The organism is Bradyrhizobium sp. USDA3516 (assembly GCF_057651995.1).
In genome coordinates, this window is the sequence record NZ_JBYGYN010000018.1 from 20,981 (window position 1) to 42,106 (window position 21,126).

Here is a 21,126-nt window from a genome sequence, read left to right on the forward strand (position 1 = left end):
AAAGGGAGACAAGTGTTCCAAAGCACGATGATGGACGTTCCGCTCTCGCTTAACCACCTGCTGGAGCGCGCGGGCAAGATCTTTGCGGGCAGCGAGATTGTATCGCGCTTGCCCGACAAGAGCCTGCGCCGGCACACCTACGGTGAGTTTTATCGGCGGACACGCTCCCTCGCGTCGGCCCTGCAGCAGCTTGGTCTTAAGAAGGGTGACCGCGTTGCCACACTGTGCTGGAACCATCATGCTCACCTGGAGTGCTATTTCGGTATCCCAGCAGCAGGCGGGGTGATGCACACCCTGAATTTGCGGCTGACTCCCGACGAGATCGGCTGGATTGCGGAAAACGCTGGTGATCGCTTCCTGATCGTGGATGACATCCTCCTGCCCTTGTACAAGCAGCTCGCGCACTTGCATCAATTTGAGCGCGTAATCGTGTTTCCCTTTTCGCGAAGTCACGTTTCACCGGACATGGAAGACTATGAAGCCCTGCTAAGCCACGCCGATCCCGGCGCTTTCGAATACGTCGAGCACGAAGAAAGGGATCCGGTCGCAATGTGCTACACGTCAGGCACGACCGGCCGTCCCAAAGGCGTGGTGTATTCCCATCGTTCGACGATCCTGCACATGCTAGTCGGAAGCCTCGGCGAATTCTGGGCATTGCGTAGCACCGACGTTCTGCTGCCCATCACGCCGATGTTCCATGTAAACGCTTGGGGCATTCCTTATGGCGCGGTGAATCTGGGTGCGAAGCTCGTGTTCCCAGGGCCCTACCTGCATGCCGATGACATTCTAGATCTTATGCAGCTCGAGCCACCGACGATGGCTTTCGGTGTGCCGACGATTTGGATGACCTTGTTGCAGACATTCGAGTCCTCGCTGGCCGAAGGCTCGCCCGACAGCGGCCGCTGGAAGCTGCCGAAACCACTGCGCGCCGTAACGGGCGGGGCAAAGGTGCCCGATGCTTTGATTCGCGCTCTCGACGCCCACGGCGTGTGGATCGAGCAAGGATGGGGTATGACCGAAACGTCTCCTCTTTGCACCAGATCATACGGACGAGCCGAACTCAAAGACGCCGGTGAAGAGGAAAAGTATCGTCGCGCCGCCATGGCTGGCGTGCCTGTGCCGCTGGTGGAGTTACGGCTGTGCGGCGATGAAGGTGAGCAGCCGTGGGACGGCAAGAGCGTAGGCGAGATTCAGGTGCGCGGGCCGTTCATTACCGGCTCCTATCATGACACGCCCATTACGCCCGACAAATTTACCGAGGACGGGTGGCTACGTACCGGGGACGTTGCGTCGATCGATCCGCTTGGCTTCGTGCGTATCACCGATCGTACAAAAGACCTCATCAAATCCGGCGGTGAGTGGATCAGCTCGGCCGATGTTGAGAATGCGTTGATGGAGCATCCCGCAGTCGCTGAAGCAGCAGTCATTGCGATTCCGAACGAGAAATGGGGCGAGAGGCCGCTCGCTTGTGTCGTTCTTAAGCCCGGTAGGCAGGGAGTTCCAAAGGAGCTCGCCGAACATCTACTGGCATCCAGCTTCGCGAAATGGCAATTGCCCGACCGGTTCGAGTTTATTGATGCAATTCCACGGACGTCGACTGGCAAGTTTTGGAAGGCGAAGCTGCGCGAACAATTTCCGGCCTGAGAATGGCAAGGTCGATCGGCGCAGGTGCGTTTCATCTGAGCTTCATGCCCACTGGTCCGACGCGGACGTCAAGAACTGATAGCGGACGACAGTGTGCGAAGGCTCAACGTTCAGCGAAAGTGAAGCCGACATTCAGCGGATCCGGGTATTTTTTGGCTGTGAGGTCGAGAACGTACACGTCGCGTGTGGCGACTCGGGAGTTATTTATCAGCCTACTTGAGAGCCCGGATCTCACGCTCAGGCAGTTCTTGGGTATGTACCAAAATAAAAAAGCGCTGTCTCTTGGATCATTGGTCGGTTGGGCCTGACGTTGAACTGGTCGGATCGGCATTTAGGAGACGGAATGTCGCCTCTTAGCGACCGATTTGCCGCGTGTGAAAACCGCCTCGCTGCCACGTTGTGCCGTTTTAACTTCGCCGAAAACGAGGGTGGGTAGGTTGGCCAGGATACAAAGATGGAAGGCAAGTTTGTTTAGTCCCTTCTATCTATTCAGTCCTACAACGCGCCGATACTCAGCTTTTGGGATGCCAATCGGCTATTCTTCGCTATCGAGGTCAGCCGCTTGTTGAGATAGTCGAGTGAAGCCTCGTCAAGCCCCTCAAATAGCGCGGAGTTCAGAGCCTCCCTCTTAGTAGATAGCTTTGAGATTTCTCCACGAGCCCTTTCAGTCAGGGACATTTGAACGAACCTCGCATCATCTGGCGACGGCTCGCGCGCCAGAAACTCCAACGTTTCTAGCTTTTTCGTTTGGTTGGTGACGAACGCGGGGTGGATTCGGAGTTTACTTGCAACTGCAATCCCCGAGACGCCGCGGCCATCATCGAGCTCGTCGATAGCCATGAGGATCAACCACTGTGGCTCGGTCAAACCCAGTAGTTCCGCCCAGCTTTTGTGTATTTGCTCGATTTGGGAATGGATCTCAACGACATTCCAGATGAAGTCTCTGACCGCTCTGTCCATTGTTGTTTTTTCAGCCATGTGGGTGGTCCGCCAAACCGCAGCGAGCCCGATAGAGCCACTGCCTGACTGTGACCCAGAGGTATCTCCGTTCAGCTGGGACCGAAAGGCTTGGACGGGCATAGTGGCCATGTAAAAAATAAATTGATTTCTGCAATTACTACTGTTAGTAGACGTCTCAGATCGTTTAAGAGGATTCTTTGGCGATCATGTATAAATCTCCAAGGAGAGCCTCCGGGATGCCCCCTGGGGGTTCTTTTTTTCAACTATATCGGTTTTGTGCACCGCGATACACTGCTTGTCACCGGAATGCCACAGAGCGTCGCGAAACATCGCTTTCTGAAATTAATTAATTGAAGCAATTGATCTGACGAATTAGACCTTGGCTGACGGAGAGGGGGCGCCTCGACGTCGTCCGTCAAGCACCCGCCAGTAGGTGAGGCCAGCTGCAGCGGATCTTTGAAGGACGGAAACGACGTTTCCAACTTGGAGGTTCAACAATGAAATTGATGAAGAGCTTTATCCTCGGTTCGGCCGCAATGTTTGCTGGCGCCGGGGCGCAGGCTGCCGATCTTCCAGTGAAGGCAAAGGCTGTCGAGTACGTGAAAATCTGTACGCTGTATGGCGCCGGGTTCTATTACATTCCCGGCACCGACACCTGCATCAAGCTTGGTGGCTACTTGCGTGCTACAACCGCGCTCGGCACAAACAGCGTCTGGGGAGCGGCGACTGGTGGTGTCGCAGGCGCACATAACCGCTTGAGCAACTACTACACGGCGCAATCTCGTTTCGATTTCAGCACTGATACGCGGACCGCTACCGAGTATGGCGTCCTTCGCACCTATGCCGAGTTGGCCTTCACCTGGAGTGCGGGCGGATATGGCGGCGTCGGGAGCAACCTGATCAATGGCGCGACCGCCTACAACGGTAGCAATCCGGCTGGGAGTGGCAGCGGGTCCGTTGCTGGTGGTTCGCTCACCGTCTATTATGCTTTCATGCAGTTCGCCGGTTTCACTATCGGCAGAGCGCAGTCGCAGTTCTCCTCGCCTTGGACGAACTATCCCGGAAACGCCTTCGACGGCATGCCTGGCGGCGGCGGATGGGAGGCCGTCAACCAGTTTGCCTACACTGCTGATTTCGGCCAAGGCATTACTGCCTCCTTCTCGGCTGAGGATCAGGTTCAGCGTACAACGGGCATCTGGAACGTGAGCGCTGCGACGGCTGCAGGCCTTGCAACGGGTACGTACGGCGCGTACGACACCGGCGGTTCGCGCACTCCCGACCTCGTAGCAATGCTGAGGGTCGACCAGGCTTGGGGTCTTTTCCAGGCATCCGTCGCCGCCCACAATAATCATACTGGCTATTACGGTGTCGATGAGACGACCGGGCATCCGGCCGACAAGTGGGGCTGGGCCGGTCAGCTTGCGCTGTCGATCAAAAATATCCCCACCGGTGCCGGCGACACCATCAACCTCCAGGGTGTCTACACGAACGGTGCCAGCGTTTACAACTTCCAGTCATATGCGCCGCTCACTTATGCGATCTACGGCGGCACTGGATTGGCAGGGGCGTATCAGAGTGTGGGTCTCGCTGGCGTTGTTGACTCTGTGTTCGTCGCCGGCGCTGGCCAGCAATTGACGACGACGTACGGGTTCAATGGCGCGTACACTCATAACTGGAACCCATACTGGAACAGTGCCATCTTTGGCGGCTTTGGTGCCGTGCGATACAACGGCACGGCCAAGGGATATATCTGCGGCGCGTTTGTTGCAACGCTTGCGTTGTCGTCCGGTCTTGCTGGGTGCAATCCCGACTTCAACTACTCGGTTGTCGGCGTGGCGACCCGCTGGAATCCGGTCAAGGGCCTGACTTTCTCGACCGAGCTCGCTTACACGATGCTCGACCAAAAATATGCGAGCGGAAGCACGGTCGCCCTGCCGGTGCAGGCTGGCATCGCCAAGCCGGCGGAAACCTACGAGCTGAAGGATCAGAGCAGCCTGCAGTTGATGTTCCGCGCGCAGCGTAACTTCTAAGTCTTCTGTCGATCCAGCAAAGGAGAAGTGGCTCTATCGAATTAAGTTAACCTCCAAGAAGGCCTCCGGCATGCCCGCCGGAGGCCTTTGATTTGCCGACTGTCAATTGGTGAGCGTGAAAGACGGTGGCGAAGTACAAGAGGGGCTAATACATAATTTAGACTAAGCAACCCTGCGGGCGGGTCCATACTGGTCGCTACCTACGGCCGATGCGCCGGTCTACATCCGCAAAGAGACGGTGATAGCGCTTCTCGGTGTGCCGCTCTAAGGACGAGTGTGACTAGAGAAGTGGCCGAGGTGTTGAGCTGTCTGCGAAGCCAACTTCCTCGAATTCTCGTATGGCTTCCGGCCGGAGGGGAGTTCTCGCTTGATGCCTTGCGTGGAGCGATTAGATTCCGGCATCTCAACTCGGTGCTAGGATGCCGAGATAAGCGCTTCCTTGACTCAGTTGTTACAAATGGCCGTTGCGGTGCTGGTTCCAAGAATCGCCGGCTCGGGATCTGGCAGATCATCGGGCTGCCAATTGACGTTCCTGAGAGCGGCGAAAAGCCAAAGATCATCAGGGACGCCGCAAGGGGTAGCCATCGGCTGCTCGCTGCCCATCTTCCTGCACCACATCCTCCATCTCAGAGCCTGCCGATGGCGTTGTCGCCGTGCACGCGGCCGCAACATGAAATGCGGACGCCATCGCCGTTCGGCTTCGAGAGCAAGGCCGCAGGAATGCTCTTGAGCCTCGAGACGCGGCTGATCGGTTCGCGGCCTCTCACGTCAGCGACAATCGAGCGCCGGGCAAGACCTTTGCCTTACCTTGCCTTCTGGCGCGACTGCCGGCAGACGTAAGATGGCCGGTTCATCAGGAGCACTAGACGGAAGGGAAACGTCTGGCGCGCAAACTGACGGCGTTGCGACGGCACGCCTGAAGGCTCATCCAGTAACCGGGGCCAAGCAGACGAGTGGTTCGTCGCCCTGATGCCGGGCACTATGCCTGTTATGGTAGGCTGCAGAAGGCGGCTTCTACCGAACGAGTGCGTCACCTGGATGTTTTGCCTGAGGCTGCGCAGCCAACAAGTCGGCGCATTGGCCGGCCGAAGTTCGAGGTCCTGACACGCACGCTCCCCTTCTAAATCCCGCGCTTCCTCGCACATGGGCAAAGAGGCGGATAGAGCGAGGTTCTGCCGGACAAGCGAGTAGCGCGAAAGCCGGCCGACATCGGTAAGGAACCAATGTACTCGACCACGAGCGGCAAAGGGGTAGCTTTGTGTTTTGGTGTTTGGTATAACGAATGACACTGATTGCATTTGTAGGCATGATGCTAGAGAAATCGGATATTGCAGCCCCCCTCGCGCCCCTCGGTCGGCAAGCGAGTTTGGGCGAACTAGCCTACCTATCGCTCAAGGAATCCATCATTAGTGGCCAGTTTGTGCCCGGCAGCAAGCTTACGGTCCGTTCCGCGGCACAAGCACTCGGCGTGAGTACGACGCCCGTACGAGATGCTATCGTTCGGCTGATCGGTGAAGGTGCCCTTGTCAACCTTGGACCGAAGACGGTCGTCGTGCCGGTCCTCACAATTTCCACTCTAGATGAGGTGACGAAGATCCGCCTCGCACTCGAAGGACTGGCGGCGTTCGAAGCCACCCCGCACATGAACGATGCGGACATTTTGTTTCTTGAGGAGACGCAGAACCGCATCAATGAAGCAATGGACAAGGCACAATACGCAGAGGTCCTTCGCCTCAACAAAGCCTTCCACTTCCGACTCTATGCGGCTTCTGAAATGCCGCGCCTGGTCACGCTGATTGAGTCGCAGTGGCTGCGCATCGGTCCGTCTCTGAACGATCTCTACCCCGAGTTTGCAATTCATAGGCGCGGCGTCTCAAACCATCAATGGGCAATTGGTGGGTTGAAAGAGCGAGATCCCACCACAGTGCGCGCCGCGATCGAAAACGATCTGCGCGAAGGATACCGCCGCTTGAGCAAGCTGGTCCTGTCTCGGCAGACTGAACCGGAAAATGCTTGATTGCATCCCGCCGTTGCGAAGACAAAACCAAGACGCCGTCCGAATTCATAGCGCCTGACCAAACGGCTCGCCGCAGGCCATCTTTTTCCTCAGTCAAAACTTCACCACTCGCTGGCATTATCGGTGGCGCACACATCCTGCAGCTAATTGAATTGCGAGTTCGTCGAGGACATGGCTTGAGACGCCCCAAGCTTCGTCTGTAGCCATTTAAGGGTGCGATCATCGACGCTCACGAAGTTTTCAATGTCGTTACCGGAGGCTCGAATGATTGGCGCCATGGCGAGCTCAATATCAATGGACTCAGCCATGCAATTCGCCTGCAGCGCAACCGCCTCGGATGCGCTGACATGACCTCGGCCTCCAACGACCACAAGAACAGGGCACCTGAGCTGACGGAGCTTTTCCGAGCGTTGCGTTGACAACGCGGGCCCGTCAATTGCTTCCATAGCTCCCGAGAACCAGCCGATCGAGGCGCTATTTCGTGACGAAGCCCAAAGACCCCCGTCACAAACGGCCGCCGCGAGTCGGCTATCTGCGGCAGCGAAGTCGGTTGCAAGCGCACCTGCGCCTCCATCTCCATAGACCCCAATGCGACCCACATCCGATCGAGCTAACAAGTAATCCAGACAGTTTGATAAGTGCATATTCAATTCTCGGCGCGAGCCGCCAAGAAGATCGTCGTGTGAGATGATGAGTAGGGAGAGCTTCCGGCTAAAAGCTGCCGGCAAAAGTCGCCCGAGCAGTAGTGCTCTCGGTTCTTGCTCCATGCTTATGCAAATGACTGCTGGCGTCCGACCTGAACCGGCACTCAAGTAGAGGGCCTCCAACTCTAACGGCTCGCCGCACGCAATCCTGACCCGCTCGATCCTGTCTGCCATAGATAACTCGAGCCTCTGAATGCAGCTCTCGATTCTGGCGGCAATGTCGATCCCATTTCGATCATCTTCAGCAACCAGCCGCCTTGCGACTTCGTAGGCCGTCAACGCGCAAAACCAAGCTTCACTCGCCTCATCCGAGCGTCCCTTCCTTATGTTTCCTTCGGCAAGCTGCGAGTGAATTTTTGCAATATCTGTCCACTCGGCCGACCATTGCTGCGTGTTCTTCTGATCTCTGCGAGTAGATGCCGAATTGGTCAAAAACGCAGAAGCACGTTCTCTTATGGTCGCAAGATCGCTCGTGAGCTGCCAGCGTGCCGGGCCTTCCATCCGACTTGTCCCATCGCGTAGCTATTTAATTTGCCTTGCGGGTCTGCCGCGGCTGTTAAAGCGTTTCGAATATTTGATGAGCGCAATAGTGCATTGAAAAGATCCGACTTATTAAAGGACCTCGCGAAAACTCAGCATTCATCGCAGCAATAGGCTATCGGACGAAGTGGAGAGCCGGAGCCGTGTTCAATGGGCAGCGGAGCAGCCACGAACAGGCAGCGGCGGGAGGCGAGCTCCAGGTTGGCGACACATTCCAGGATGAGAATACCGTTCGGCAGCCAGTGCTTGAAGTGTCCAGGAAGAGTACCGGAGGACACGCCATCCACTATCGCCGCTTCGCATGCGATGGTGTCAGCGCCAACGGCACGGACGTTGCGCTCCTTGAAGAGCAGCACCAGTTCCTCATTCATGCCAGGAGCATTGCGCGCGTACCATTGCGCCTGCGCATCGCGCCGCCAGTACTGCTTTAGCCAGCCGAAGTTCACCAGCGCAATCTCATCAGGCCCTACGGAGATGCCATGCTTGCGTTCATATGATTCAATATCAGATGGAGTGAGAATATCGCCCGACTTCCAGTCCCGATCGGAGAAATCGTAGACGACTGCCTCGGCAACAAGCCGATCCACCGGCACCGTGTCGATAGTTGCGTGCATCTGGTCGGCAACCGTGTGTGCAGGGGCATCCACATGGCAGCCGATATGTTCGGCCATGCTTAGGTTCTGGCAGTAGTAACCGTCGTTTTCGTGGACAATCGTCGGGTCAATGATCAGATGGGGATGGGACGGCCAGCGGGGGATGCCTCGACCTAAGGTAGGTGCAAGGTCGACGGGCCGCAGACTTCGAAGGTGCCGAGCGGCAGCGCTAACTGCTTCGAATCCCTGCTTCGCTGTGTGGGTGCCAGAATCGGTCATTTCGTCTCCTTCAGATGCGGCTTTGCGACTTCGGAACGGGCGCGCAGTCTGCACCGTTGCTGAGCGTTGCAATCGAGGCCCATCTGGAGCGTACCGGAAGCGGACTGAGATCCAGGTCCGCAAGAAAGTGTCGCTCCTTGTGGCTAGGCTCAGTCATCTTTCGCTCGTCCTTTGAATACATCTTGTCGAGGCTCGTTCTGGTCGCTCGGTGTATCGAAAAAGGGCGGCTAGGGGGCCCGTGCATCGGACCGCTCCGCCCGACGCAATGTGGCGGTGCCTTCTGCGTCGAGGGTAAGCGTTCCTTGCGTGGCGTCTCCCGCAAGAATTACTTGATAGATGTCCCGCGCGCGATCGATGGTCTCGCGCATCTCGGACACATCGCGCAGTACCAAGGCAGGGTCTCGCTTTGATGGATGGCCGAACCCGCCGCCCCCATTGGTCGTGCCGCGCACGGCCTGTCCCTTGCGGATGACCTGCACACCGAAGCCGGGCATCCGCTCCTCGCTGCCGTCCTCATGGATTAAAAAGGAAGAGCCGAGAGACCCCGGTTGCCCGCCGAGCACTCCTTGCGGCGCAAACAACTGCCCATCTGAGTTGGTGACGACTGTCATCGTGTCTGCACGGGCACGGTAACGTGTTTCAACCGACAGCCCGCCGCGATGGCTGCCTGCTCCAGCGCTCCCAGGCACGAGACGCATGTGATCGATGATCATGGGAAACTTGATCTCATTGATTTCGACGCTGTCGCGATAGGTCAGTCCCGAGGCTGCTGGAATGCCGTACGTTCCCCACCCATCGGCAAACGGAGAAGCTGGCCCGCCATTAGAGGCCAGCGTCAGCTGGCTGATGTAGGGGCGCGCGCCGTTTCGAAAGTCATTGCCGGAAATGACGGCGGAGTTTACTCCCATGCAAAGTCCGCCTTCCGCGAGACCAATCTCATGACCGAGGCCAGCGAGGGCCGATTGAACCAAGTTGACGAGGCGATCGGCGACATTGGTCGTGGCGATCGAGCAACTTGCCGGAAAGCGGGGAATGCCGACGACGGAATTCTCGCGCAACAAGACCTTGATACGGCGAAATGCGCCCGAGTTGCGTGGTAGTCCAACGCCCAAGCTGTGATAGATCGCGGCCATAACGCTGCTGCGGGCCGTTGCCTCGGTCTGATTGAAGCCCGCCCTGACGCAGTCATCGTTGTGGCGGAGGTCGACGGTGATTTCACTCGCATCCGGATTGACCTGGATCACGGCTTTGACCGGGATGCCTTCGGGCAAAAATCCTGGGACCGGGTCGTGCCGCGAACTCACCTCCATGCGTCCCCCGGGCAGGGCGGCGATGCGCGACGCCATGAGGCGCTCGGAATAGTCGAGCCATTCCTTAATGAAGGTCTTGATCCTGGCCGTTCCTTGCTCGCGGCAGAGCTCCTTCAGCCGCCGCTCGGCAATACGTGCGGCCCCAAGCGTCGCGAGGAGATCGCCGCGCCATTGCTCTGGAACCCGAATGCGCCGCATCCCTAAGCGAATAACGTCCTCAATGGTGCGCCCGTTTCGCTGTAGCCGCATGCAGGGGAAGATGATGGCGCCTTCCTCATAGACGTCCTTTGCAAACGGGTGATAGGTGGTCGGCAGGCTGTTGCCGATGTCGGCCTGGTGCGCCTTGGCGCAGGCTGTAAAGAGATGTTCGCCATCGACAAAGACCGGGACCATGACGGTCTGGTCAGCAGGATGCGTGTTGCCCGTATAAGGATCATTGTCGATGAACGCGTCACCCTCCGCCAAATCAGGGTGAAGACGCGCGATGTTGGCTGCCTGCATGTGCGAGTTGAAGGTATGAACGGGCAGGCCGTCGGCTACCGATATGAGCTCGGAATCGCTACTTACGATCGCGCACGAGAAATCGCGCCCGTTGCTGACGATGACCGACCGCGCAGAACGCAAGACGGTGTTGGTCATCTCGCGGACAATTGCCTCGAAGCGGTTGGCAAGCACCGCCGCCAGGACAGGATCGGTGAACGTTCCGGCCGTCGGCTTAGTCACCTGCTTCTGGATGCGGCTGTCGTTGATCGACTGCGTCATGGACTTACCTTTCCAGCTTCAGAAGATAGCTGCCGGTGGGGGACAGACGCGCCGACGCATTTGGTGGAACGACGATCGTCGTAGTCGGCTCGAGGATGATCGCAGGGCCGACAACGTCTAGGTCGGGCCTGAGGGCAGGACCATCATAGAAGGCCGTCTCGACAAGTCCCAACCCCGGAAAATAGGCTCCCTTCCTCTGGAGCAGAGCGCTGGAAGCCACCTCGGCGATCGGCTTGGCAGTCGGACGCGGCAGCGCGACGCGAAGTCTTACTTTCCAGGTCAGAAACTCAACGATGCCATGAGGATCGTCGACGCCAAAGGTCCGCTCGTGAATCTTGTGAAAACGCTGCGCGAGCTCGGTCCCGTCGAGTTGGCTTTCGATCGATAGGCCGGCCAGAGGAACCTCGAGCTCCCAGATTTGCGCCCGATAACGCGCATCGACCGCGATTTCGAAGCTGCAGTCTGCGTCGCGAGCAATCTTCAGTCCGACTTGCAACGTTTCCAGCGCTGTGTGGGCGCGCAACAGCGCCTGCCGGACGATTGTCTGATCGAACGCGTCGCTGCTGGTTATGCCACTGGCGGCCTCCTCCGCGACGACGTCGGAGAACTGCATACCACAGGCACTCAAGGCGCTGGCGGTCTGCGGCAGCAGGACTGTCTCACAACCAAGAGCCCGAGCGACCGAGGCGATGTTGAGGCCGGCCGCTCCCCCACCTGCCACGAAGACGCTCTGCCGTGGATCCACGCCTTCGGAGACCGTAATATCCTGGATAGCGGAAATCATGGTCTCATCTGCGATGGTCAGGATCGCAAGCGCGGTCTCCTCCACTGAAAGCGAGAGCCGGTCTGCAATCGTTGCAATGGCGGTCCGTGCTGCGGCAGCATCCAGCGTCATGCGACCGCCCAGGAAAAGGTGCGGATCGATGTAGCCGGCGACCACCGCTGCATCCGTGACGGTCGGAAGTTTGCCGCCGCGCGGATAGCAGGCCGGCCCTGGCACAGAACCGGCGCTTTGCGGACCGACACGCAACAGCCCGCCATCGTCGACCCAGGCGATGGAGCCGCCCCCCGCGCCAACGCTGCGGATGTCTACCGAGGACAGAGCGAGCAGTTCTCCGGTGTAGCGGGGTCCAAGCCAAGTCTCCCGCGTCCGCACGACCTCTCCGTCTCGGATTAGGCCGACGTCAAAAGTGGTGCCTCCGGTGTCGCAAATGATGACGTCCCCGTTTGTGGTCACCCGGCGGGCATATTCCTTGGCGGCGAGCGGCACCATCGCCGGGCCGGATTTGGCGAGGTGGACGGGCGTGCGCGCTGCGGACGCGACTTCCATGCACCCGCCTACGGTTGTCGAAACGAGCAAATCACCTGAGAAGCCAAGCTGCTCAAGATCGGTTGCCATGTCCTCAAGAAACTTCTGCATCACCGGCTTGAGCGAGGCATCCAGCACGGCTGCCGAGGCGCGGCGATATTCACGAGGGACTGGCAGGATCTCGTGCGATAGCGTTACAGCTACGCCGGGAGCGTGCTCTTCAAGCAGTTGCGCAACGCGGAGTTCATGCGCGGGATTGACGATGGACCACAGGAGGCAAACCCCGACAGCCTCGATGCCCAGACGCTCCAATTGGAGCGCGGCAGCGATGACGCCGGCCTCGTCAAGGGCGGTCTCAATGCCACCTTCCGCATTGATCCTCTCGCTGATTTCGAAGGTCAAGCGACGCGGGACGTAAGGTTCGGGGTAAGGCGTGCGGAAGTCGTGCGCATCCTTCTTGCCACCCTCTCTTAGATACAGAATGTCCGGAAAGCCCGCGCTAACGAAAAAGGCGGTTCGTGCCGTTGACCGCGTGACAATCGCGTTAGTCGCACGAGTGGTTCCGAATATGAGGCGGCTCGCGCGGCGGATCACGTGCTCAGGTGTCAGGTCGAGCAGACGGGCAGCAGAAGAGATCGCGCCATACATCCCTTCGAAAGCGCGCTTGGGAGTCGTCAACGCTTTGCCAATCGTCAGTCGGCCAGTTTCGTCCTGGATGACCGCATCGGTAAATGTTCCTCCAGTGTCGATCGTGATGACATAAGACATGTAATTCGTTGACTCCAAGAGCTGGACCGCGATTGCCGGGCGATTCGCTGGTTAGTTTTGTTGGGTCCGGAGGCGGTCGAGGAGGACGCCGGCGACGACGATGACGCCGAGCACAACCATCTGCACGTAGCCGCTAATCTGGACGAGGTTCATGCCATTCGAAAGGACAATGATGAACAGAGAGCCGAGGAGGGCCGTACCCGCGCTGCCGGTGCCGCCAGAAAAGCTAGCCCCGCCAACGATCGCAGCAGCCGCGGATTGCAGTGACAGGGTGCCGCCGATGCTCGGCTCGCCGGACCCTGTTCGCGCGGTAAGGATCATCGCTCCGAGCGCCGTCAAAACCGAGCTCAGGACATAGGCCGAAAAAAGGATGAGCCTGACCGGAACGCCTGCAACTTCGGCCGCACGCGCGTTCGAGCCAACCAGATACAGGCCGCGCCCGAACACAGTGCGGCGAAGCACGAAATGAAGCGCAAGGCCCGCAGCGATGGCGATTGCAATGGGAGCCGGCAGGCCCAGCAACGTCCCCGTACTGAGAAGCTGGGAGAATAGTTCGGGCATGCCCTGGACCGGATGTCCCCCGGACAATGTTGTGGCGATCCCTGTCGCAATGTTGAAGCTGCCAAGCGTCACTACGAAGGGCGTGACGCGCAAGAAGCCGATGACCGATCCGTTGAAGGCCCCGAGTAAGGCGCCAAGCCCGGCGCCCGCGGCAAGGCCAACGGCCACGATCACGGCCCCGCCAAGATGGGCCGGACCAAGTGCCGCCATCGCGAGCGCAGACCCGACGCTCACCATCGACGCGGTCGGACCAAGAGACAAGTCAAACCCCTTGGCTATGATCACGATCGTTTGTGCCATCGCGAAGAGAAACAAAAAACTCGTCTGCTGCAGGATATTGATGAGGTTGGCGGGCGACATCACGCGGGGATCCGCAAGGGTGAAGCCCGCAAACAAGATGACGACACCGGCCGGGAGAACCAGCTGGACGAGCGAAAAATGTGTCCGCTCCGGCTGCGTTGCAGGTGAGGGGATGTTCATGCCGGCCTCTTGATCAGTCATGCACAAACCTCCGCCGGCGAATTTCGTCGAGCGCAACTGCGCAAATCAGGATTATTCCGATAATGATGGGCTGGACGCGGGAATCGACCCGCAACAGGTTGAGCGCATTGGACAGGACGCTCAGAAAGATCGCGCTGAGAGCGACCATCCCGACGCGCCCCACGCCCCCATGCAGGCTCACCCCCCCGATCACGGCAGCCGCGATCGATTGCAGCATCATGAGGTCGCCGCCGAAGCTTGCTTGCCCCGACCCGACGAGAGCGGTCAAAAGCAGTCCCGTCACTGCCGCGAGCAGGCCGGATATCACGTAAGCGGCGATTTGATAGCGGCGCGTCGCAATGCCGGAGACGATCGCGGCCTCCTTGTTGCCGCCGATAGCATAGAGATAGCGCCCAAGGGCGGTCCGGCGTTGGACAAACGTGAGCAGGAGAAGGATGGCGATAGCGACATAGGCTGCGCTCGGAAGCTCCAGCCAACGTGCCCGCCCGAACTGGGTTATGAATGACTGTGGCAGGCCATAGACGGGAATTCCATTTGTGATCATCAGCGCAATGCCGAGCGTCATCGACATTGAGCCAAGTGTCGCGATGAAGCCGGATATGCGCAGCACGGCTACGCAAATTCCGTTCACGAGGCCGACCAGAAGTCCCGTTCCGAGCGCTGCGCCGACGCCCAGGGCGATCACAAGAGCGTCGTGCTCGGGAAACGCCGCCCCAGCCCAACGCATCGTGACGGCGGCGATTTGACTCGCGAGTGCAACAATCGCTCCAACCGACAGATCGAAGCCTCCAGCGATAAGCACGAGAGCCTGGCCGAAAGCGACAATCGCAAGCACCGATCCATTTCGAAGAATATTCGTTACGTTCGCCATGCCGAAGAATCTCGGGTCGGCAACGCACATCGCTACAATCAAGCTTGTCAGAAGGATAGGCAAAATGCCAGCCGCCGACAGCAAGCGCGCAAATGCCAGCACACTAGGGCGCGATGACGCGTTCATGGGCGCATCTTCAATGGTCACGACGCTGTTCCAGCGGGTGAATGGGCTCATCGCGAAAGAAGCTGGCCAAGACGTTTTGTTCGGTCTTCTCATTGCCCTCGAGCTCATTGACGATGTGGCCATGGTGCATCACGTAGAGACGGTTTGATAAGGCGAGGACTTCGGGAAGTTCGGAAGAAACCACCACGACTGCGGCACCAGCCGCGAGAAGCCGCCCCATGAAGTCATAGACTTCGCGCTTGGCGCTGACATCGATGCCCACCGTCGGCTCGTCGAACAGAAAGATCGAAAGATCGCGCATCAATCCGCGGGCGAGCATCACCTTTTGCCGATTGCCGCCGGAAAGCTTGCCGGCCGGGCGTTCGAGATTCGGCGGACGCAGTTTTAATCGATCGACCGCCTGTTGGACGAGCGAACGCTCCCTCCGCATGTCCAGAATGCCTCGCCGCGCGATGCCTGGAACATCGAGGCTCGACATCGAGGCATTCTCTCGCACGATGCGCGCAAGCGCCAATCCTTCCGTGGCGCGGTTGGCAGGGAAGTACACAACACCGCGGCGAAGGCTGTGCCTTGGCGACAAACTGTCTTGCGCTTCGTCATGAATCCGAACTTCGCCGCGTTCGATCTGTTCGAGCCCGTATATGGCGCGCACCAGCTCGGACTTGCCGCAGCCAACGAGGCCCGCGATGCCCGTGATCTCGCCGGCGCGGGCCACGAAGTTCACTCCCTTGATCGCACCTCTCGCGGCCGACAGGCCTCGCAGCTCGATAGCAATGCGCCCCGGCTGGTGGTCGAAATTCGGAAAGAAGCCGTCGATCTTGCGGCCAGTCATCAATTCGACGAGCTCGGAATCCTGAACAGAGGCAGCATCAAGTGTGAGCACAAGCTGTCCATCCCGGAGCACGGTAATGCGGTCAGCGAGAGCGCGGATTTCCCGCATGCGATGCGATACGTAGATGATTCCGACACCACGTAGCTTCAGAGCTGCCACGAGCTCAAAAAGGCGTTCTGCCTCCCGCTCTGTCAGAGAGGCGGTCGGCTCGTCAAGGATGAGAATCCGGGGCTCTCCAAGCAGCGCCTTTGCAATCTCGACCATTTGCTGATGTGCGCGTGACAGCGTTCCGACTTGGCGGTCGAGCTCAAGCTCGAATCCCAGATCGGCAATGAGACGGCCGGCGCGGCTTCGCATTGCGGCAAGGTCGAGCACTCCCCTGCGCTTGATCTCGCGGCCTAGAAAAACGTTCTCGATTACTGTCAAATTCGGCGCGAGCGAGAACTCCTGAAAAACTGCGCAGATCCCCGCGTCGCGGGCGCGGTGGGGGGTGAGACTGCCGAGATCCTCCGCATCGAAGTGATAGCTACCTTCATCAGGCTGGAATGTACCTGCAATGACATTGATCAATGTTGACTTGCCGGCGCCGTTCTCGCCGAAAAGCACATGCACCTCGCCCGGCCGGACGTCAAAATCGACCTGCCGGAGCGCGGTGATGCCCTGAAAGCGTTTGGTGATCCCCCGTAGGGTCAAAATCGGCTCAAGAGTCTTTTCCTTCGCCATCAGAGGTGGCTCAACAAACGCTTCCGACATCGCTCTTGCCTGCAACGCGACGAGTTACTGCTTCACGCTGTACACGGGGCTCCAGCTCGCCGGGGCCAAGACGGTGGACATGTCCATCTTGCCCATCGTGGCCTTGTCGATCACGCCGGCAATCGGCTGGACCAGGCGGATGAAGGGCATTTTGTCGAGGATGCGAACCGCCTGGTCGATGGCCACGCGTCCTTCGATGACCGGGTACTGGGTTGTGAATGCGGCAATGTCGCCTCGTTTGAGCGCGTCGAGCATCGCCTGGTTTTCATAGGTCGAGATGATCTTGACGTCGCTGCGGCCCGCCTCGGCCAAGGCGCCGATGGCAGCCTCCGCTGTCGGAGCGGTGCCCCAGATGCAATTCATGGACGGGTACGCCTGGAGCGCGTCCTGAACCAGCTGCAGCTGGACCGCAACGCCAGTGTCTCCGAATTTGGACGAGAGTGTCTTCACGTTTGGATTCTTCGCGACGACAGCCTCGAAATCCTTGTTCATGGTCTCTGCCCAACCTGAACCGGCAGGGCCAGGGAACGTCACGACGTTTGCCGTCTCACCGGCCTTGATGCTGGCGAGAAGGGCGTTCGCCGAGGCGGAAGCCATCGACTTGAGATCAACAAACACGCCGGCGGTGAGATCAGGCGAGATGAAGCTGTTTGTAACGGCGATGACAGGGATATTTTTCGCCTTCGCGGCAAGCACCTGTTTGGCAACGCCCACAGTGGAGATCGCGCCGATCACGATCGCATCCGCGCCGCTCGCAAGGCAGTCGTCAAACTGCGACAGCTGCTTGGGCAGATTGTCGTATCCGCCGGCCTCATAGAGATTCATGTTCACGCCGAGCGCCTTCGACTGCTCGGTGATGCCGTAGGCCACAGCCACCCAGAAGCTGTCCTTCATATGGGGGAACAGCACGCAAATCTTGTGAGGCTTCTCGGCCTTTTCGACTGGCGAATAGTCGATGACCTTCAGCGCATCTGCCGAGGCATCGTTCATCTTGAAGGGATACCACTTTGCGTCCCCGGCCGAGGCCGGCGCGACTTTGAATGCGAGCGGGAGGGCAATGGAAAGCAAAAATAGTCCGCGAAACTTCTTCATCAATGGACCCCATCCTTTTGAGAATGAACCGCCGGGCGGAATAACAAGTCCCAGCCTTTTCATGTATCAAATATGATGTAACAAAAGTTTTCGGCCCTCAAGCCCGGGAACTGACTAAATATTGGGCGAGATTGCTCGTTGTGCACCGCAAGGAACAATCGCCGCAGCTTAGAGCCATTTTTGTTGCATCAAATACCAAGCTGGTCTAAGCGCGAGGTGCGTGGCAAATGGCGAGGAAATCCGTGACAGGTGGTCGGGCAGGTTCGAACGGCGCAGCAGAATTTGAGCGCGCGGGGCAAGGCTCCAAAGAGAGTTTTGCTCGGGCGCGTCTTGTTTTTCCGGATGGGACCTCTCGCGTCACGATCGAGCGGGATCCGGAGCCGGTCTATATCGAGCGCGGCTCCGGCAGCTATGTGTTCGACATCGATGGCCGGCGCTTTCTGGATCTCAACTGCAACTTCACAACGCTGATCCACGGTCACGCATTCGCGCCTGTTGTCGAAGTCCTGACCGACCAGCTGCAGCGGGGAAGCTGCTTTGCCAATCCGACGCGCGGCGAAATCGAGCTCGCGGAGCTGCTTTGCGATCGGATTCCGCGCGTCGATCGGGTCCGCTTCGTCAATACAGGCACTGAGGCAGTGCTTTTTGCAGTGAAGGCCGCGCGGGCATTCACCGGCCGGTCGAAGATTGCCAAGCTCGAGGGTGCCTATCATGGCGCTTATGATTGGGTTGAGGTGAGCCAGGCTGCGGCGCCGAACAATTGGGGTGATCCTGCCTCGCCCAAGTCTGCGCCCTTCTATCGGGGCATGCCTCAGAGCGTGCTCGATGAAGTTGTTGTCCTGCGCTTCAATGATGTCGAGGGGGCGCGCCGGCTCTTGTCCTTGCATGCGCACGATCTCGCGGCGGTCGTTTTGGATCCGATGCCAAGCCGCGGAGGTTTGACGGCGCCTACCGCAGAATTCATTGCTGCGGTTCAGCAGACGGCGCGCGAAAACGGCATCCTGGTGATTGCTGATGAGGTTCTAAATCTGAGGCAAGGCTTTGAAGGCGCGGCCGCGCGTTACGGCCTCATTCCGGATCTTGTTACAATGGGCAAGATTATCGGTGGTGGCCTGCCTATCGGCGCGATCGGCGGCCGCGAGGACGTGATGAGGGTTTTTGACGCCTCGGCGGGCCGTCCAATGCTGCCCCAAGGGGGGACTTTCTCCGCCAATCCATTGTCCATGATCGCTGGACTCGCCTCGATGCGGCACCTGGACCACGCAGCTTTCGCTCAGCTTGAGACGCTTGGCAATTTCGTGCGGGAGGGAATTGGCCGGGCTATCGAAAAGAGGGGCGTCTCCCTCTGCGTGACCGGGGCCGCCTCGTTGTTCCGCATTCATCCGACGGCGAAAGCGCCAATCGACTATCGCGATGCGCATCCAACTCCGGGTGGAGCGGCGGTCATGAAGGAGCTTACACGCTTCTTCGCGGCGAACGGCATCATCTTGCCGTATGGCGCCGCTGCCGCACTCTCGACGCCGATGACGCGCGCCGACGCTGAAATCATCGTCGAGGTTTTCGAAGGTTTCCTCGCCCATCATCAAAACCAGTTGGACGCCATTGAGGTGCAGAAGTGACCGAAGTAACAGTTGCGCAGCGTATTGCTCTCGCTTTACAGCGTCATGGCGTGAAGCTGATTTTCGGGCAAAGCCTGCCCTCAGCGGTCATCCTTGCTTGCGAAGCGATCGGTATCCGCCAGCTCTCCTATCGGCAGGAGAACATGGGCGGCGCAATGGCGGACGGCTTTGCGCGCGTGTCCGGGCAGATCGCCGTCGTTGCTGCTCAAAATGGGCCTGCGGCCACCTTGCTGGTCCCGCCTCTTGCGGAAGCCTACAAGGCGAGTGTTCCCGTCGTTGCGCTGGTGCAGGAGGTCGAACGCAACCAGCTCGACCGGAATGCCTTCCAGGAGCTCGATCATTTCGCGCTGTTTTCGTCGTGCGCCAAATCAGTGCGGCGCCTCATCACCGCCGATCGCATCGACGACTATGTGGACGCTGCCTTCGTCGCGGCGGGCAGCGGCCGTCCGGGCCCAGCCGTCCTGTTGCTGCCCGCTGACCTCTTGCGAGAAAAGGTGCCCGTTTCAAGCCGCGAGCGCCGCCTGAGCTTTGGTGCATGGCCGATTGACCGGACCCGTCCGGCCGAGCCCGAGATTCGCGCAGCAGCGGCAGCGATCGCGGCAGCCAAGGCTCCGGTCGTGGTCGCCGGCGGCGGGGTTGCGTCTCCGGCGGCGGCTGCCGCGATTGCCAAGTTGCAGGACATCGCGCATTTACCGGTATTCACCACAAACATGGGAAAGGGTGCGGTCGATGAAACGCACCCGCTCTCTGCAGGCGTCCTCGGTGCTCTCGTCGGCCCTCGCTCGCTCGGCAGGCATACGCTTCCGATTCTCCAAGAGTCCGATCTCATCATCCTGGTCGGAACACGCACCAACCAGAACGGAACGGACAGCTGGCGGCAGATCCCTGCAAGCGCCCGTGTCATGCACATCGACGTCGATCCCCAGGAGATCGGGCGGAATTATGAGGCCACCCGCCTCGTCGGAGACGCCGCAGCCACCTTGGAGGCGATTGGCGCGGCGCTAGAAAACGTTGACCTCTCGGCACGACGCGATAGGCGCGAACGCCTGGAGAAGCGTATCGCTGCGGCCTGGAAGAGCTTTGAAGAGGAGCGCTCGGTATTTTCGGGCAGCAACGGCAGCCCGATCCGGCCTGAGCGCGTGATGCGCGAGCTCCAGGCTCGTCTGACCCCTGAAACAATCGTTGTCGCCGACGCAAGCTACTCGTCCATGTGGGTTGTCGGTCAGCTTCGCGGAAAGGCTGCGGGCCAGCGCTTCATCACGCCACGCGGGCTGGCCGGACTGGGGTGGGGATTGCCGCTTGCGATCGGCGCCAAGCTGGCGCGGCCGGCGAGTCCTGTCATCGCCTTGGTCGGAGATGGCGGATTTGCACATAGTTGGGCTGAACTCGAGACGATAGTTCGCAGCAATATTCCGGTCGTCGTCATCGTGCTCAACAACGGTATTCTCGGCTTTCAGAAGGATGCAGAGACGGTTAAGTTCGGTAGCTACACGACTGCCTGCCATTTCTCACCGGTTGATCACGCGGCGATCGCCCGCGCCTGTGGCTGCGGTGGCGCGTTGGTTGCGGCACCGGGCGATCTGGCCAAGGCGCTAGATCTGGCGCTGGCAGACAATCGTCCTTGGCTGATCGAGGTCACGACCGATCCATCGGCTCATCCGCCCATCTCGCTTTTCGACGGCACGCTCGATCACGGCCTCGCCGCTGTTTGAGACGGTCGTGTGAGGCCGCGCAAAAAAGAACGCTGGGCCTCTCGAAGGAGAACTTGCGGCCGTCGAAGGCTCGTCTACGGGGCGAGCTCTTTGAAGACCTTTTTTGATTTGTCACCGCGTTTCATCGCGGACGGCCAATGAAC

The 21,126-nt window shown here is 59.2% G+C and carries 14 protein-coding genes; 5 read left to right on the forward strand and 9 right to left on the reverse strand.

Features of this window, described 5'->3' with window-relative positions; translation table 11 throughout:
* The first annotated feature begins 12 nt into the window (after positions 1–12).
* On the forward strand, positions 13–1,644 hold the full coding sequence (locus AC24YW_RS35965) for a long-chain fatty acid--CoA ligase (protein WP_487487113.1): 1,632 nt from the start codon (positions 13–15) through the stop codon (positions 1,642–1,644).
* A gap of 495 nt (positions 1,645–2,139) precedes the next feature.
* Here the strand turns inward: AC24YW_RS35965 and AC24YW_RS35970 are convergent, their stop codons facing one another.
* Positions 2,140–2,622 (reverse strand): MarR family winged helix-turn-helix transcriptional regulator, encoded by a 483-nt coding sequence (locus AC24YW_RS35970; RefSeq protein ID WP_487487114.1) that lies wholly within the window; start codon positions 2,620–2,622, stop codon positions 2,140–2,142.
* Positions 2,623–3,101: 479 nt separating this feature from the next.
* On the opposite strand from AC24YW_RS35970, the gene AC24YW_RS35975 reads away from it, so the two are divergent.
* Both AC24YW_RS35975 and AC24YW_RS35980 read left to right on the forward strand, forming a co-directional pair.
* Positions 3,102–4,634 carry a porin gene (locus AC24YW_RS35975; protein WP_487487115.1) on the forward strand — a complete coding sequence of 511 codons (1,533 nt, stop codon included), beginning with the start codon at positions 3,102–3,104 and terminating at the stop codon, positions 4,632–4,634.
* Positions 4,635–5,916: 1,282 nt separating this feature from the next.
* Positions 5,917–6,651, forward strand: a complete 735-nt coding sequence (locus AC24YW_RS35980) for a GntR family transcriptional regulator (protein ID WP_487487116.1) — start codon at positions 5,917–5,919, stop codon at positions 6,649–6,651.
* A gap of 143 nt (positions 6,652–6,794) precedes the next feature.
* Here the strand turns inward: AC24YW_RS35980 and AC24YW_RS35985 are convergent, their stop codons facing one another.
* From AC24YW_RS35985 to torT, 8 genes are all read right to left on the reverse strand, one after another.
* Complete coding sequence (locus tag AC24YW_RS35985; protein ID WP_487487117.1) at positions 6,795–7,856, reverse strand: hypothetical protein; 1,062 nt, start codon at positions 7,854–7,856, stop codon at positions 6,795–6,797.
* 131 nt (positions 7,857–7,987) lie between these two features.
* Positions 7,988–8,767 (reverse strand): cyclase family protein, encoded by a 780-nt coding sequence (locus tag AC24YW_RS35990; RefSeq protein WP_487487118.1) that lies wholly within the window; start codon positions 8,765–8,767, stop codon positions 7,988–7,990.
* Positions 8,768–8,994: 227 nt separating this feature from the next.
* Entirely contained in the window at positions 8,995–10,839 is a 1,845-nt protein-coding gene (locus AC24YW_RS35995; RefSeq protein WP_487487119.1) for a hydantoinase B/oxoprolinase family protein, read from the reverse strand.
* A gap of 4 nt (positions 10,840–10,843) precedes the next feature.
* Positions 10,844–12,916, reverse strand: coding sequence for a hydantoinase/oxoprolinase family protein (locus AC24YW_RS36000; RefSeq protein WP_487487120.1), 2,073 nt, complete (start codon positions 12,914–12,916; stop codon positions 10,844–10,846).
* A gap of 51 nt (positions 12,917–12,967) precedes the next feature.
* Positions 12,968–13,978 carry an ABC transporter permease gene (locus tag AC24YW_RS36005; protein WP_487487121.1) on the reverse strand — a complete coding sequence of 337 codons (1,011 nt, stop codon included), beginning with the start codon at positions 13,976–13,978 and terminating at the stop codon, positions 12,968–12,970.
* Positions 13,971–14,996 (reverse strand): ABC transporter permease, encoded by a 1,026-nt coding sequence (locus AC24YW_RS36010; RefSeq protein ID WP_487487122.1) that lies wholly within the window; start codon positions 14,994–14,996, stop codon positions 13,971–13,973. Before AC24YW_RS36010 ends, AC24YW_RS36005 begins: the two co-directional genes overlap by 8 nt.
* Positions 14,986–16,560 carry a sugar ABC transporter ATP-binding protein gene (locus AC24YW_RS36015; RefSeq protein WP_487487123.1) on the reverse strand — a complete coding sequence of 525 codons (1,575 nt, stop codon included), beginning with the start codon at positions 16,558–16,560 and terminating at the stop codon, positions 14,986–14,988. Before AC24YW_RS36015 ends, AC24YW_RS36010 begins: the two co-directional genes overlap by 11 nt.
* A gap of 24 nt (positions 16,561–16,584) precedes the next feature.
* Positions 16,585–17,652, reverse strand: coding sequence for a TMAO reductase system periplasmic protein TorT (gene torT / locus AC24YW_RS36020; protein WP_487487124.1), 1,068 nt, complete (start codon positions 17,650–17,652; stop codon positions 16,585–16,587).
* A gap of 227 nt (positions 17,653–17,879) precedes the next feature.
* Here torT and AC24YW_RS36025 point away from each other — a divergent pair, with 227 nt between their 5' ends.
* Positions 17,880–19,271 (forward strand): aspartate aminotransferase family protein, encoded by a 1,392-nt coding sequence (locus AC24YW_RS36025; protein ID WP_487487125.1) that lies wholly within the window; start codon positions 17,880–17,882, stop codon positions 19,269–19,271.
* Complete coding sequence (locus AC24YW_RS36030) at positions 19,268–20,983, forward strand: acetolactate synthase catalytic subunit (protein ID WP_487487126.1); 1,716 nt, start codon at positions 19,268–19,270, stop codon at positions 20,981–20,983. The genes AC24YW_RS36025 and AC24YW_RS36030 overlap by 4 nt, the downstream gene beginning before the upstream one ends.
* The last annotated feature ends 143 nt before the right edge of the window (positions 20,984–21,126 follow it).